This window comes from Hyalangium sp., from assembly GCF_035629615.1.
Taxonomy (GTDB): domain Bacteria; phylum Myxococcota; class Myxococcia; order Myxococcales; family Myxococcaceae; genus Hyalangium.
Genome location: NZ_DASPHO010000056.1, coordinates 1 through 15608, shown reverse-complemented (window position 1 = coordinate 15608; position 15608 = coordinate 1). Strand labels below are relative to the sequence as shown.

Genomic DNA, 15608 nt, shown 5'->3' with positions numbered 1-15608 from the left:
CTGATCGATGCGGTCCAGGCCCCAGGTGGCGTTGGACTGCTCCGTGGCGATGTTCATCACCGCGTCCTGCTCGACGAAGGCCACGCGCGGATCCTTGCGCAAGCTCTCCACGCGCGCATCGTCGATCTCCGCCACGAAGCCGCGCAGCGCATGGGTGTAGGTGCGGGCCACCCTCGCGCCATGCTCCTGGGCGAGGCTCGCGGCGAACCGCCCTACCTCCTGCGCCTGCATGCGCTCGGAGCCCTTGGACTCCTGGAGCACCACGATGTACCGATGGGGGATGAGCTGCTTGCCGGGGATGGCACGCGTCAGCTCCTGCTTCTCCTGCTTCGCGCTGCCGGAGGGTGACTCGGAAGGCTGCGGCATGGACTCGGTGCCACAGCCCGCCAGGGCCAGGCCCGTCAACACACCTGTCAGAAACTTCAGACCGAAATGACTCACACACGCCTCTTTCTTTTTCTGAGAAAGATTGTTTTTCTCAGTTCCCGGTGAATGCTTGTTCCACCAGGATGAGGCGTTTTACTAGGCGTGTCTGACATTCGCCTGCGATGCGCTCCCCGGTCCTTGGAGTCGCACCGCGAGCGGGCTCAGGCCTTCTTGCGGCGACCGCGCCCAGTCCGGGCCTTCGCTCCGGCTGCAGGAGTCACGGGCCGGTTGTGCCACTGGTTCTCCATGCGCCCTTCGATCTCCTCACGCATCCGCCGCGCGTGGGCCAGGGCAATGTCGATCTCCTCACGAACCCGCGCGGCCTGCTCCTGAGCGACGGCCCGGTACTCCGCGGTGTCCTTGCGCACCTGGATGCGCCCGGAGTTTGTCTTCGCCCGCCCGGCCTTGCTCTTCCCCGCTGATTGTTGCTTGCCCGTCTTCTGGGTCTCCGCCATCGCCGCCTCCAGAGTCCAATGCTCTCCGAAAGGTGGCTCCCCCCTCTCTTGCGTGGAACCCCCGCCTCTCAGGAGCCGTGCCCCGTGCCTGCTGGACAACCAGGCGCACTCCCAACCATCTACGAAAACCTTCGTTGACATCTACGAATAGCTTCGTATATTTCTCCCGATGCTGCTGGACGTCGAGGGAGCCATGAGCGAATCGAAGCTGCCGCGACCGACCGATGCCGAGCTGGCCATCCTCCGCGTCCTTTGGGCGCGAGGGCCCAGCACGGTGCGGGAGGTGCACGAGGCCCTCCAGGATGGGAGCGGCTACACCACCGTCCTCAAGATGATGCAGATCATGACCGAGAAGGGGCTTGTGGTGCGCGACGAGGCCCAGCGCGCCCACGTCTACAGCTCGCGCGTGACGCAGCAGAAGACGCAGCGCCAGCTGGTGACGGATCTGGTGGAGCGCGCCTTTGGCGGCTCGCCGGCCCAGCTGGCCATGCAGGCGCTGTCCACAAAGAAGACTTCCCCCGAGGAGCTGGCCGAGCTGCGCCGGCTCCTCGATTCTCTGGAGCAGGAGGTGGAGCCGTGAACGGTCTCGTCCTGGAGTCCCTGGGTTGGGCGCTGTTGCACCTGCTGTGGCAGGGCACGCTCGTGGCGGTGGTGCTGGCGCTCGCGCTGCGGGTGCTCGGGCGCCGGGCCGCTCACGCACGCTATGGCCTGGCCTGTGGCGCGCTGGTGATGATGCTCGCCCTCCCGGTGGCCACGGGCTGGCGTCACTACACCGCTGTGCAGGGCCAGCCGGCTGAGGCCGCTGTCGCGACGCCCTCGGCTCTCGCGGTGCCGACCGCTCGCACGTTCGCGGCTCCGACGATTCCCGCGCCGCACCCCTCCACCGTGGCGGCTGCGCCAGTTGCTGCCTTCGTCCCAGAAATCGCGCCGCTGCTGAGTCGCGCCGCTGCGTTCGTGGGTGAGCACCTGCCCTGGCTGGTGCTCACGTGGGGCCTGGGCGTGGCGCTGTCCTCGCTGCGGCTGCTGGCGGGATGGCTGCGCCTGCGCCGGCTGGTGCGCGCGGCCATTCCCGCGCCCATGGAGTGGCAGGCGCGGCTGGAGGCAACGGCCTCGCGGCTGGGGCTGAAGCGCGCAGTGCGCCTGCTCCAGTCCGCCACGGTGGACGTGCCCTCGGCCGTGGGGTGGCTGCGGCCCGTGGTGCTGCTGCCCGCCTCCGCGCTCACCGGCCTGCCCGCACGCCAGCTCGAGATGATCCTCGCGCACGAGTTGGCTCACATCCGCCGCTATGACTTCGTGGTGAACCTGGCGCAGACGCTGGTGGAGACGCTGCTGTTCTACCACCCGGCCGTCTGGTGGGTGTCCCGCGTCATTCGCGTGGAGCGCGAGCACTGCTGCGACGACATCGCGGCCGGCACGAGCGGCAGCCCCCTGTCCTACGCCCGGGCGCTCACCGCGCTGGAGGAGCTGCGCGCCCTGCCCACGCTTGCCCCGAGTCCAGCCCTGTCCGCACTGGGTGGCTCGCTGCCGGAGCGCGTGCGCCGGCTGGTGGTCTCCCCCGTCTCGCGGTGCTCCTCACGCTGGGTCGCGGGCGCCTCCGTCCTCACGCTCATGAGCAGCCTCGCGGTGGCCGCGCCCGTCACCGCCCTCATGCTGCCGGCCGAGCACACGCGCACCGTGCTCGCCGCGACCCCTTCCACCCCTGCGGCGCCCACCTCTGCGGCGCCCACGCCCCCCTCTCCGCCCGCCAGGGTCGCGCCGCCCGCTCCTGTGTCCCCTTCCTCCGCGCCCCTGCCTCCCAGCCCGCCTTCCCCCCCCGCTCCCGGGCACCTGATGGCCGCGAGCCCCCATCCCAACCCCAACCCCAACCCCCATCCGCGCCCTGGCAGGGACGATGACGACGAGGATGACCGCACCCGCGTGGGCGAGGGCCCTCTCTCGGTGGATCAGCTCGTCTCTCTGAAGGTCGCGGGCGTCACACCGGAGATGGTGGAGACGGTGAAGGGCATGGGCTACGAGCCCACGGTGGGCAACCTGGTGCAGTTCGGTCACGCCGGCATCACCCCCGAGTACGTGAAGGACATGAACTCCCGCTTCGGGCAGAAGGTGGCCGCTGATGACCTGGTGGCGATGAAGCACATCGGTGTCACCCCCGCGTGGCTGGAGGCAATGAAGGCCCAGGGCTTCACGAAGATGAGCCCGGAGGATGTGACTTCCGCGCGCGCCGTGGGCGTGGACGAGAAGTACCTGCGCGACTTGAAGGCCGCCGGCTACACGGGGCTGGGCCTGGAGGCGCTGACGCAGCTGCGCGCCGTGGGCGTGAAGCCGGAGACCATCGCCGAGCTGTCCAAGTCGGGCTACTCGAAGCTGGACGCGGATCAGTTGGTGGAGTTCCACGCGCTGGGCGTCACCCCGAGCTACATCCGCGCGCTGCGTGACGCGGGCCTGAAAGACCTGCCTGCGGACAAGCTCGTCGAGCTGCGTGCCCTCGGCGTGGACTCGGACTTCATCCGGCAGATGCGCGAGTCGGGCCTGGAGACCCTGGACGCGGAGGCGCTGATCCGGCTGCGCACCAGCGGCATCGACGCGGACTTCATCCGCCGCATGAAGCAGCCTCGGAAGTAGTCCCCCTCCCCCCTCTCACCCTGTGCCCAGGGCCGCGCTCCCACAAGCGCGTGCCCAAGGGCCGTGCCTTGCTCGAAGGAGTCCCAAGCCATGACCCGCTCACCGCACCTCCTCCCTCTCTTCGCAGCGCTCCTCGTGGCCGCACCCGTGCTCGCCGCCTCCACGCACACCGGCACCTGGACCGCCAGCGTCAAGGAGAAGGAGGCCCAGCTCGAGCTCTCGCTCCGGACCAAGGGCGAGCGTGGCGGCCAGATGGGCATGTCGGTGCCGCTCACGGCCTTTCAGGGCCTGTCCACCGCCGAGGGCAGCACGGCGCCCTTCCGCATGACGCGCGAGGCCGGCACCTTCTCGTTCGAGGGCCGCTTCGCTGGCGGTGAGGGCGCGGGGCACTACCAGTTCGAGCCGAGCGAGGCCTACGCCAAGGCCATGTCCGGGCTGGGCTACCCGAAGCTCACCCCGGACGATCAATTCAAGCTCGCCCTCTTCGAGGTCACCACCACCCGAGTCAAGGAGCTGGCGACGCTCGGCTACCGGGACCTCCCCCTCGAGGAGCTGTTCCAGGTCGGCATCTTCCAGGTGACGGCAGAGTACATCCGGACGCTCTCCTCGCTCGGGTATGGAAAGCTGTCGCTCGAGCAGCTCGTCCAGTGCCGCATCCACAACGTGACGCCGGAGTTCATCCGCGACATGAAGGGACTGGGCCTCCAGAGCCTCTCGGCGGAGGACCTGGTCAAGCTGCGCATCCATGGGATCGACTCGGACTTTGTGCGCTCCCTCTCGGGCGGCAAGAGGGAGGGTGACGCGCGCAGGAAACCGTGAAATGGAAGGCGCGCTCATGCGTTCTGAGGGCCGCTGCTGGTAGGCTCGCCCTGCCGCAGGGGGACGACTTTGAGGAACGGGAAGTCTGGAATGCTGTGTCATGGACTGGGGCTCGGCGTGCTGCTGTGCGCCATGGCCGCCAGCGCCGCGGTGGAGGGGCCTGGACGGGACCAGTTCATCCAGGCGGCTCCCGCAAGCGGTGATATCCAGGTGGACGGGAAGCTGGATGAGCCTTCCTGGGCTCGAGCCCCCGTCTTCGACGCCTTCGTGCAGCGCTTCCCCACCGCCGGGGCGGCTCCCAGCGAGCGCACCGAGGTGCGCATCCTCTTTGACTCGGACCGCGTCTACTTCGGCGTCATCGCCCATGACTCGAAGCCAGAGCTCATCGACCGGCGCCTGGGCCGGCGGGACAGCACCCTCCCCACGGACTGGGTGCACCTCATCATCGACTCCACGCACGACCACCGCACTGCGTACTCCTTCTCCTTGAGCGCGGGCGGCGTGCTGTCGGATGGGCTCTTCTACGACGATCGCACGTACACCACTGACTGGGACGCGGTGTGGGGCGGAGTCGCCGGCCATCAGGCGAACGGCTGGGTGGCCGAGTTCGCCATCCCCCTGTCCGTGCTGCGCTTTCCCGTGGCGGCCGCGCAGACGTGGGGCTTCTCGGTGCGCCGGGAGATCGCCCGTCTCAACGAGGAGCACGAGTCCGTGGACAACCCGCGCACCAGCAACGCGACCGTCTCGCGGCTGGGGCACCTCACGGGCCTGGAGGGGCTCAAGCCCCAGCGGGCGGTGGAGCTGGTGCCCTACCTGGCCACGCGCGGCATCCTCCGGCCGCAGTTCTCGGATGAGGCCGTGCCCCGCCCGCGGCTGCTGGACCCGACGTTGGATGTGGGACTGGATGTAAAGGCGGCGCTCACCAGCGATCTGGCCCTCAACGCCACCTTCAACCCGGACTTCGGCCAAGTGGAGGCGGACCAGCTCATCCTCAACCTGTCCACCTTCGAGGCCTTCTTCCCCGAGAAGCGCTCCTTCTTCACGCAGGGCCTGGAGCTCTTCCAGCCAGTGGGCCAGGAGACGGGCTCGGTGCCGCAGACGCTCTTCTACTCGCGGCGCATCGGCCTGGACACGCCCATTCTCGGCGCGGCGAAGCTGACGGGCACAGCGGTGAAGGGCCTGGAGGTGGGGGTGCTGAATGCGCTCGTCACCGGGCCCTGGATGGAGCATGACGAGGAGCGCCCGGACCGGCGCTGGCGCCCGCATGCCAGCCGCCCGCTGCACCTGGGCCCCAACAGCTCGCTGCCCGGCGGGCCGCAGCCCCCCACCAACTACCTGGCCGCGGTGGGGCGGGGCTCGGTGGGACAGAACTCGCGGGTGGGTGGCAGCTTCGTGGCGGCCACGCCCCTGGTGCGCGGCTGCACCCCGGAGGAGGCAGCGCTGGACGAGGAGGACCAGCCCGCGGAGTGCCTGGCCCGGGGCGGGATGGGAGCCGCGGCGGACTTCGACCTGAAGACCTCCAACAGCGAGTACGGCGTGCTGGGACAGGTGGACGCCAGCCGCAGCGTGGGCGGGCTGCCCGAGCGCACCCTGCGGGACGGCACGGTGCTGCGGCCCGGCTCCACCGGCTACGGCGGCTACCTGCGCGCGGGGAAGTTCGGCGGTGATGGCTTCCGCTGGCAGGCGGGCTATGACTTCTCCACGCCGACGCTGGATCTGAACGCCACCGGCTTCCAGCGCACGCAGAACGACCACTCGCCGCACGTCTGGCTGCGCTACCAGCGCCCCAACGGCATCGGGCCGTTCAAGGAGCTCCGCGCCAACCTCGGGGGCGGCTCGAGCTGGACGACGGACGGGCGCGGACTCCACCGGGGGAACTGGGTGAACTTCAACGGCATGCTGCAGCTGCCCAGCTACGACTACATCGGCCTGGAGACGGGCATGAACGTGGGCGGCTACGACATCCGCGAGCTGGACCGCACGGGCATCCCGCTCCAGCAGGAGCGCTCCTCCTTCCTCGTCCTCATCGGGGAGAGCAATGGCAACCGCGCGTTCCAGGCCCTGGGGTTCGTGGTCATCGGCCACCATGAGCGCGGCCCGGCCCCGGGTGCGTGGGGCTGGGGTGCGAACCTGACGCTCTCGCTGCGCCCGCACCCCGCGCTGGAGACGCGCCTGGAGGTGATGGATGACCGCACCGAGTCGGCCCCGCGCTTCGTGGACAACCTGGGAGATCAGCGCTTCCTGCTGGGGAGCCTGCAGTCCAACTACCTCTCCATCACCCTGCGACAGCAGTGGGTCATCCGTCCGAACCTGACGCTGCAGGGCTATGCCCAGCTCTTCACCGACTATGGCCTCTATGGCCCCTTCTTCGAGGCGTCGTCAGATGGGGCGCGCACCCCCATCCGGTTCTCTGCGATGACGCCCGTCGAGGCCCAAGGAGACAACTTCTACGACGTGGCGCTCAACCTCAACGTGGTGATGCGCTGGGAGTACCGGCTGGGCTCCACGCTCTTCCTCGTGTACACGCGCTCGCAGCAGGGGCTGCCGACGCCGGACGGCGAGACACCTCCGGCCACGCTGCTGCCCCGGCGGCTGTTCTCCGGCCCTGCCACGGACGCCCTGCTGCTCAAGTGGAGCTATTACTGGACGGTCTGAGGCGTGACCAGCCTGGACGAAGCGTTGGAAACCCGGTCGTTCTCTCCTGGAGGCTCCTGATGCCGCTCGCCCGCCTCGCCACGCTCGGACTGCTCGTCCTCGCCGCGTGCTCCTCCACGCCCAAAGCTCGGCCGCGCTCATCCCTGGTCCACGCCGAGGCGTGGCAGCCAGCACGGGGTGAAGAGGGCTCCTATGGCTTCTCTCCGGACCACCCCATCCACGTGGGTGGAGGCCCCGAGGGACAGCACGCGTTCCTGGAGGCGCTGCGCGGGCCCGAGGGCCAATCGCTGGCCTGGCGCCGGCTGGGGAGCTGCTGCGCGTTCGAGACCCCCAACGGCTTCATGGGCCAGGGGCTGCTGGACATGTACGAGGTCATCTACGAAGGCATGGAGCAGCCCGTCATCCTCTACCTGGACATGTACGACTCCGAGCAGGTCGCGGCCCCGGCCGGCTTCACGCTCTCCGACGAGGAGAGGCCCGCCGAGACGCCTCCCAGCAAGCCCAGGATCATCGAGCTCTGACGCCGAGCCTGGACACCGCAGCAGAAGAGCATGGAAGCCCGGCAACGAGAACCGCTGTCTTGGGGGTTGCAGCCGCGCTCCGTCTCTCGCAGCCTTGCCTGCCATGCGCCCGAACCTGCTGCCACTGCTGGTGCTGCTCTCCGCCTGCGCTTCCTCGCGCTCCTCGAGCTCAGGTGAGGCAGTCAGCTCCCCGCCCGCTCCGGCTTCCACCGCTCCTGCGCCTGTCCTGGCGAGTGGGCTCTTTGGGACGGAGCATCCCTTCGTGCTGCAGGCGGTCTCACCGGAGGGGCGCTGGTTGATCGCCTGTCAGGCCCGGGAGGACACGACGGGTGACGGCAAGATCAGCGTCGCCGTCGGGCACCACGGCAACATCCATGGGGACAAGCTCGAGCAGTACCTCTTCCTCGAGCCCGGGCCCGGTGAGCGCATCGACGACTTCATCAGCGCCGACCGTAAGGGACGCTTCATCGTGGTGGTCCGGGGCTCTTCCCTCCGGCTCATCGACACGCAGGCAGGCACCGAGCGCGAGCTGGCACCCCTCCAACCCAATGACCGAGAGAGGGATGATGCCCTCTTGCCTCCGCCCATCGCCCGCTTCTCTCGGGATGGGCGGCTGCTGCTCTTCCTGCGCAAGGAGGCGGGCAAGGTGGTCGCCATCGTGCGCGAGCTGGCCTCTGGCCGCGAGCAGGTGGTGGATGCAGGAACGGGCGAGCTGCGCCGTGCGTGGCTCGAACCCTCTGGAGCCTGGGCCCTGTTCCAGGTGCTCGTCGAGGACACGGACAAGGATGGGACGCTCCGCTGGCCTGTCGAGAGGACCTCCCTGGCACCGGCGCGGTGCCGCGGTCCCGTCATGTCCTTCAGCAGGTCGGGCTGGAAGGGCGACATTCCCGTGGCTCGCATTCGCCGCGTGGAAGAGGGCCCTCTCTATGAAGGGAAGGACGTGCTCGGGCCCGTAGGCCCGTCCATGCTGCGACGAGGTGCCCAGGGCGAGCTGCTCGTGGAGGATGCCTCGGGCCGACAGACCGAGTGGGTCCCCGCGGCGTGCAAGGGCCGCGTGCTGCACGCGGATGCCGAGCGCCAGCTCCTGGTGGTGGCCTGCACGGCCGCGGGGAATGACGCCCCCGCGCCCGTCGAGCTCCATGGCGCGTCGATCCACCAGCCGCTGGGCCTGAGCGTGGAGTCTCCCTTCAAAGACAACCTCTTCGAGGAGCCCTCGCGCTTCGTCCAGCTCAACAGGGCGACTCCGATCGCCTCGTCCCTCGCCGCCAAGGACCTGGACCCCCAGCTCGAGGAGGAGACTTTCATCGTGGATCTCGAGCAGCGCACCCGGCGCCCTGTCCTCGAAGAGCTTGAGTCCATGAGAGGCACCTGGGCGCTTCTCTCCGAGACCCTCGAGAAGGGGGAAGCGTGGGACCGGAGGAAGACCCGCGTGTCGCTGCTGAACCTGGCGACAGGAGCGCAGACCGTCCTCGCTGAGTCGCAGATCCGTTCGGACCTCACGGCCGGCCCGCTCGTCCTGTCCTCCGGAGTGCTGGTGGACCTGGATGCCGGGCGAATGCTCGGTCAGATCTCCGAGCCGGCGGGCTCGATGCTGGCCCTGGACTCTCAAGGACGCGTCCTGCGCAGCTCTGCGGCGGCCTCGGAGAAGCGCACACCCATCGAGGGAATCCCGTGGGGGCCCGTCCGCTGGGAACCCTTGCTCACCCGGTGAGCGCCTCCCCGGGTATGGCCTCTCCGGGCTCGTATTCCTGGGGGCCCTCTCCCCTGCTCGCCGGGCATCCCTGCTACTCCCCATTAACCTGGGAAGCGTGAAGTCTTTTCCGTCTGGTCACGTCGGGGGCTGTAGGAGTCCCGGAAGGTGGTTAGGTTCCCGCCCCTAGATGCCGTCCCGGGCCGAGCCGGAGGCCCTGGGTCTGGTTGGAGGAGGTAGCAAGCGATGGAGGCTCAAAAGAAGAGACGCTGGCCCTTTGTGCTCGGGGGCATCATCGCCGTGCTCGTCATCGCCGTGGCCATCGTGCTGTGGCGGCTCGACGCCATCCTGCTGCAGCAGGCACGCGCTCAGGCGGCCACGCTCTCGCAGCAGCTCGGGCGGCCGGTGGAGGTGGGAGACATCTCCACGAAGCTGTTCCCGCACGTGGGCGTGGATGTGGATGACGTCACCGTGGGCCCCGCCGAGGGCGAGGAGCTGCCGCTGACGCAGCTGAAGAACCTGGACGTGCGCGTGGCGGCCATGCCGCTGCTCCGCTCGCGGGGCCAGGACATCCAGGTGCTCAACGCCGAGGTGACGGGCCTCACCGTCAACGTCATCCGCCTCCCAGACGGCACCACCAACGTGCAGCGCCTCATGGACAAGCTGGCGGAGCAGCAGAAGCCGGAGGAGCCGCCCGCCGAGGAGAAGCCCCCCGCCGACCTGTCCGGCATACGGGTAGAGCGGGCCGCGCTCACCGACGGCACCATCCGCTTCGTGGACCGCTCGGGTGGGAAGGCGCAGGAGCTGGCCATCTCGGACCTGGACATCGAGGTGAAGGACCTGCGCGTAGGCCAGCCGCTGGAGGCAAAGCTGGCCGCGGCGGTGCTGGCGCAGAAGCAGAACCTGTTCGTGACGCTGGCGGCCGCGCCGTTGCCGCCCACGCTGGTGCCGACTCCAGAGCGGCTCACGCTGAAGGCGGAGAGCATCGACCTGGCGCCGCTCGGCCCGTACCTGCCGCCGAGCGTGGGGTTCCAGGCGGGCACGCTGACGGCGGACTGGAAGGCAGAGCTGGGAGGGGCGGTGCCGGGCGGCAAGGGGCCTACTCGGCTGGAAGGCATCATCCAGGCGCTCGGCCTGCGCTTCGCGGGGGCCGAGGGAGGCAAGGCGCTGGACGTGGTGCTGGACACGGACGTGAAGGCGGACCTCGCCGCGGGCGATCTGGCGCTGGATCGGTTCAAGCTGGACTTCGGGCCGGCGGGGATCAGCGGCAAGGGCCGCGTGAAGGGGATGCTGGGGGGCTCGCCCGCGGTGGAGGGCTTCGAGCTGACCAGCCATGGCCTCGACCCGGCGGTGCTGGCCGAGTACTACCCGCCGCTGAAGAAGCAGCTCAACGGCATGATCGCCGGGCCGGTGGGCCTGTCGGTAAAGGGCAGCGGCACGCAGGAGGCACAGGCGCTGAACCTGGAGGTGGATCTCACGCCGGTGCGCCTGCGCATCCCCGCGCAGCTCACCAAGGAGGCGGGGGCGCCCATGCGGCTCACCTCGCGAGTGACGGGAGCAGCGGCCAGCGGCGGAGCCCTGCGCTTCGACGCGAAGGCGAACCTGGACGGTGCGGACCTGCGCCCGGGCCTGCTGCTGAACAAGGGCCCCGGGCAGCGGCTCGACGTGGCCGCCGCGGGCACCTACCAGCCCACGAAGGAGGGAATGAAGGTGGACGTCGGCCAGCTCACGGTGAACGTGCTGGAGGACACGCTGGGGGGCGCCGCGTCGTTCGCGCTGGCGGGACAGGGCAAGAAGCAGACGACCACGTTCAGCCTGGACATGAAGAGCGAGCGGCTGAACGCGGACGCGCTGTTGATGAAGGAGGAAGAAGTTCTTGCGCGAAGCCCCGGTGCGCCGCCCGCGCCGCCGGATGATCCGACGCGCTTCAATGGGATGCGGGGCGACATCAAGCTCCAGGTGGGCTCGCTGCGCTACAGCGAGATGGACCTGTCCAGGATCGTGGCCCACATCACCATGGTGGACGATCTGATCAAGGTGGAGAAGTTCTCCTCGGGGGCCTTCGGGGGCACGGTGGTGGCCGACGGCACGCAGGTGAACCTGGGGCCAGTGCCCGAGAAGCGGGCCTTCACGGCCAAGGTGAAGCTGGAGCAGGTGGACATGGCTCAGGTGCTGGAGACGCGCACGCCGAAGAAGGTGATGACGGGCAAGTTCAACGGGAACATCGATCTGCAGGGTGTGGGCTACACGCCGGAGAAGCTGAAGGAGACGCTGCTGGGCGCCATCAACGGCAACCTGGAGGGCAGCACGTTCATGGGCGTGGATGTGCTCTCCAAGGTCTCCGAGCCGCTGGCCAAGGCGCTGCCCTTCGCGGCCAAGGCGCTCAGGAGTGAAGATGTGACGTCACTGGGCGAGAACCTGCCGTTCGGGGTGGAGATCAAGAACGGCGTGGCGCAGCTGGAGAGGCCCATCACCTGGACGCGGCCGGAGGCGGCGATGCGCTTCGAGGGGGGCATCCGGCTGGACGGCGTGCTGGATCTGAACGGCACGGTGAACCTCACGCCGCAGACCATCCACAAGCTCACGCTGGGGAAGGTGATGCCCACGGAGGCGATCCCGGTGACGCTGAAGCTGACGGGCCCGGCGTGGAGTCCCGAGGTGACAGGGCTGGATGTGAAGCCGGCGGTGACGGCCATCGCGAAGCAGGCGGCGGCGGGGCTGGCGGGGCAGCTGCTCGGGGAGAAGGGCAAGCAGGTGCAGCAGATCATCATGGGCGGCGAGCAGGCGGCGCGCGAGGAGGCCGAGCGCAAGAAGAAGGAGCTGGAGCAGAAGGCGGCCGAGGAGAAGGCGAAGCTGGAGGCGGCCGCCCGAGCCGAGCAGGAGAAGGCGAAGAAGAAGGCGGAGGACGAGGCCAAGAAGCGCCTGCGCGGCGTCTTCGGGAAGTAGCGTCTCGACATTCTCGAACAGTTGGCCATGGGGAATACCCCACCCACTTCGACGAAGCGCACTTTCTGGGGCGAGATGGGCCCTACGGAGGCGGATGGGAGGTAGGCGGGCGCGTCCGCTCCATAACGGGGGCGTAGCACGAGCCTTGCCATGCGTACTCGTCGTCACCACATGGCGGTTGAAAGATGTCTGCCAGACGCTTCCAGCAGCCTCCGGAGATGACCACTTCCCCGCTCCGTGGGCAGGGGGGACGCCGCTGCCCATCGAGCGGTTGCTGGTACGAAAGCCCGGGAGGTGCAGATGCCAGTGCTTCCTCTGAGCTCGGGTCATGCAGGGCGAGGAGCCACCTCGCCGGGCCTGCCTAGACGCGGAACTCGGAGACGATCTTCCGCAGCTGGGACACCGTGGAGTTGATCTGCCCCACCGCCTCCTCGGCGGTGGTGGTGGCCAGCACCACGTCACCCATCATCCCCGACAGCTGCGTCATCACGTCGTTCATCTGGGAGATGCCCGCGTTCTGCTGCGTCACCGAGGCGACGATCTGCCGCGCCGCCTTGCTGCTCTCCTGCATGACCTGGGTGATGTCCTTCAGCTTCTCCGCCGAGGTGAGCACCTGCTCGATGCCCGCCTCCATCTGCTTGCTGTCGCCCTCCGCGAGCGCCACCGCCTGACGGATCGCCGTGTTGATGTCCAGCAGGATCCTCCCGATGCGCTCGGTGCTCTGCAGCGACTGGCCGCTCAGGACCCGCATCTCGCGCGCCACCACCGCGAAGCCTCGCCCGCCCTCGCCCGCGCGCGACGCCTCGATGGCCGCGTTGAGCGCCAGCACGTTGCTCTGGTCCGCCAGGTCCTTCACGCTGCCGATGATCTCCCGCGCGTGCACGGCCTGCTCGGAGAGCTGGCCGATGTTGCCCACCATCGCGCTCACCCGCCGGCGGATCTGCTCCAGCCCCTGCGCGCTCTGCTCGATGGACTGCTGGCTGGCCACGGTGAAGGTGTCCGCCTGCTCCGCCACCTGGAGCACCATCTCCGCACGGCTGGAGGCCACGCTGGACGTCTGGGCGATCTCCGCCATCGTCGTGCCCGCCTCGGAGAGGCTGCGGGCCTGCTCGGTGAGGAAGCTGATCTGCTCCTGGCTCACCTTCGTCAGCCGCTCAGACGCGGTGGCCAGCTCGCCCACCACCCCCTGCAGGGCCACCGGCACCGCGCGCAGCCGCTTCACCAGCAGCTCCAGGCTGCTGGCCAGCTGGCCCACTTCATCCCTCGCGCTCACGTCGATGCTCACCGTCAGATCGCCCTCCTTGGCGATTCGCGCGGCCGTCACCGCCAGGCGCTCCAGGGGCTCGGCCACCTCTCGCACCATCCACCAGGACAGCCCGCCCAGCGACGCGATGCACAGCGCCACGAGCACGGTGATGAGCACCCGGCCACGCGAGCCTGCCCTGTTCGACCGGACGAAGGCGTCCGTCAGGCCGCGCTCCTGCTCGCTCACCATCAGCTGGAGCGCCTTCTGCATGGACTCGAAGCGCGTGTTCACCCGCCTGAGCGCCGACGGGGCCTTCGCGTCCACGGCCGTGCCCCCGTTCGCGTCCACGGTGGCGTGGAGCGCGACCGCTTCCTGCAGCTCCCGGTGGTACAGGACGAAGTCCTGCTGGAGCACCGTGAGGTGCTGGGCGCTCAAAACCGGGTTGCGGCGTGCGGCATCCAGGTCCGCGGAGAACCTGCGCGCCAGCGCATCCATGGGCTCGCTGCGGCTGGCGTCCTTCATCCTCACCGCGTCCTGCAGCTCGTGGTGAAGCGTCTGGAGGTCAGCCAGCATCGACTGGCTGTGCGCGAGCGCCGGGGCGTGGCCCTTCTCGATGAGGGTGTGGGCGTTGCCCGTCTTGATGCCGATCAGGATCGTCAGCGCGAGGATGGCCAGCAGGAACACGGCGGCCAGCCCCGGTAGCAGCATCATCTTTCGCTTGAACGTCAGCGTCATCGGCTCATACCTGGCACAGGGACCTGCGTCGCCACGGCGCGGCCACTCACCGTCGCCTCGCTCGAGAGAGTGAAGCGCATCCCCTCTCGGAGCGTGCTGCGCCAGAACATGTCTCGTTTCCTTCCAGGACCGCCGAGGCCGAGGCGCCGACAGTGCAGGGACACCCTACCCCGCAGGATAGCCACCCGCTCCCCCTACCACTCAAGGACTCCCCACCGCGTGTGCCAGTCATCCAACCCTCAGCACCACATCGACTTACAGGCCTGACAAAGTGGGTCACTGGGAGCAACCCCCTGGGTTGCCTGGAGGGCTTGCGCGCAACCAGGCGGTTCTCGTCAGGGGAGCACCTCCTGGCGCTGGCACCCGGGGATGGAGAGGACGAAGTCGGCCCCGAAGGCCCGCGCCGGAGTCTGGGCGCCGAGAGGCTTCTGGGCCAGCACCTCCTCCACCGCGCGCACGGCGGCGACGGCCGTGAAGGCGTAGCCCTCGGGGAGATCCAGCCACGCCTGGGCTCGCCGGCCGTCCGCAGCTCGGGCCTCGGCCCAGAGGTGGGAGCGGTTCTGGCTGCGCGCCACCGCATCCGGCCCCTGCACGCGGGACTCAATGAGGCGCTCGGCGGTGTGGCGGACGGCGTCCACGGCGAGCATGCGCTTGAGCAGCGGGTAGGTGAGGCGAAGGGCCTGGGCGGCCCCGCGCGGCAGGGCCATATAGGTGGTGATGTTGGGGATGCCGGTGGTGTGCCAGGCCGTCACCAGATCTCCCCAGGGGATGGGGGCCACGGTGCGCTCGGCATCGGAGAAGCGCACGCGGCGCAGGCCCTTGCCCATGGGCCATGGCTGGAGCGCACCGCCGCGGCGCACGCGCCCGCCCGAGGGGAGCTGCTCCAGCGCGGACCTGGCCGTGCCGGCGCTCGCCTGGCCAGTGGCCGCGATGGCCAGATCCAGCTCATGTGCGCCGGGCACGCGCTCGGCCACGTAGCGGGCCAGACAGTCCGTGGGCACCACGTCGAAGCCCACGCCGGACATGAGGGTGATGCCCCGCGCGCGCGCCTCCGCGTCGTGGTGGAAGGTGTTCTCGAAGACGGGGATCTCCCCGGTGATGTCCAGGTAGTGCGCGCCGGCGGCCAGGCACGCCTGCACCATGGGCTCGCTGGTGCGGACGAAGGGGCCCGCTGCGTGGAGCACCAGGGGCAGGCCCTCCAGCGTGGCCACCAGGCCGCGCACGTCCTCCAGCCCCACCACGGCCACCTCGAGCCCCAGCTGCTCGGCCAGCGGCGTCAGCTTCTCGCGAGAGCGGCCGGCGAGCACGGGCCGGTGGCCGCGGCGCAGGGCCTCTTCGGCGATGAGCCGGCCGGTGTAGCCGGAGGCGCCGTACAACATCCAGCGAGGGGCGGAGGACGGAGGAGCGCTCACGTCGGGACACCCTACCACCGCTCGCGCCGGGGCACCGAATCCCCTGGAGCCCTCCGTTACGGCGTGGCGCCTTGGAGCGAG

Annotated in this window: 11 protein-coding genes; 7 read left to right on the top strand and 4 right to left on the bottom strand. The window is 69.4% G+C overall.

Annotated features, from left to right (window positions below):
• The coding region (locus VD972_RS02640) for a protease inhibitor I9 family protein (RefSeq protein WP_324980233.1) at positions 1 to 441 on the bottom strand (441 nt) is incomplete at its 3' end.
• Positions 442 to 587: 146 nt separating this feature from the next.
• Positions 588 to 881, bottom strand: coding sequence for a hypothetical protein (locus VD972_RS02635; protein WP_324980230.1), 294 nt, complete (start codon positions 879 to 881; stop codon positions 588 to 590).
• A 193-nt stretch (positions 882 to 1074) separates the two neighbouring features.
• Here VD972_RS02635 and VD972_RS02630 point away from each other — a divergent pair, with 193 nt between their 5' ends.
• The 7 genes from VD972_RS02630 to VD972_RS02600 all read left to right on the top strand — a co-directional run bounded on the left by VD972_RS02630 (position 1075) and on the right by VD972_RS02600 (position 12134).
• Positions 1075 to 1461 carry a BlaI/MecI/CopY family transcriptional regulator gene (locus VD972_RS02630; RefSeq protein WP_324980227.1) on the top strand — a complete coding sequence of 129 codons (387 nt, stop codon included), beginning with the start codon at positions 1075 to 1077 and terminating at the stop codon, positions 1459 to 1461.
• On the top strand, positions 1458 to 3503 hold the full coding sequence (locus tag VD972_RS02625; RefSeq protein WP_324980224.1) for a M56 family metallopeptidase: 2046 nt from the start codon (positions 1458 to 1460) through the stop codon (positions 3501 to 3503). The genes VD972_RS02630 and VD972_RS02625 overlap by 4 nt, the downstream gene beginning before the upstream one ends.
• A gap of 90 nt (positions 3504 to 3593) precedes the next feature.
• Positions 3594 to 4322, top strand: coding sequence for a hypothetical protein (locus VD972_RS02620; RefSeq protein WP_324980221.1), 729 nt, complete (start codon positions 3594 to 3596; stop codon positions 4320 to 4322).
• A 90-nt stretch (positions 4323 to 4412) separates the two neighbouring features.
• A complete protein-coding gene (locus VD972_RS02615) occupies positions 4413 to 6977 on the top strand; it encodes a DUF5916 domain-containing protein (RefSeq protein WP_324980218.1) in 2565 nt (854 codons plus the stop codon).
• A gap of 59 nt (positions 6978 to 7036) precedes the next feature.
• Positions 7037 to 7498, top strand: coding sequence for a hypothetical protein (locus VD972_RS02610; RefSeq protein ID WP_324980215.1), 462 nt, complete (start codon positions 7037 to 7039; stop codon positions 7496 to 7498).
• 103 nt (positions 7499 to 7601) lie between these two features.
• Complete coding sequence (locus VD972_RS02605; protein WP_324980212.1) at positions 7602 to 9209, top strand: hypothetical protein; 1608 nt, start codon at positions 7602 to 7604, stop codon at positions 9207 to 9209.
• Between the two features lie 225 nt (positions 9210 to 9434).
• Entirely contained in the window at positions 9435 to 12134 is a 2700-nt protein-coding gene (locus VD972_RS02600) for an AsmA family protein (protein WP_324980210.1), read from the top strand.
• A 361-nt stretch (positions 12135 to 12495) separates the two neighbouring features.
• Here the strand turns inward: VD972_RS02600 and VD972_RS02595 are convergent, their stop codons facing one another.
• Positions 12496 to 14115, bottom strand: a complete 1620-nt coding sequence (locus tag VD972_RS02595; protein ID WP_324980207.1) for a methyl-accepting chemotaxis protein — start codon at positions 14113 to 14115, stop codon at positions 12496 to 12498.
• 335 nt (positions 14116 to 14450) lie between these two features.
• Positions 14451 to 15527 carry a saccharopine dehydrogenase family protein gene (locus VD972_RS02590; protein ID WP_324980204.1) on the bottom strand — a complete coding sequence of 359 codons (1077 nt, stop codon included), beginning with the start codon at positions 15525 to 15527 and terminating at the stop codon, positions 14451 to 14453.
• Between the last annotated feature and the right edge of the window lie 81 nt (positions 15528 to 15608).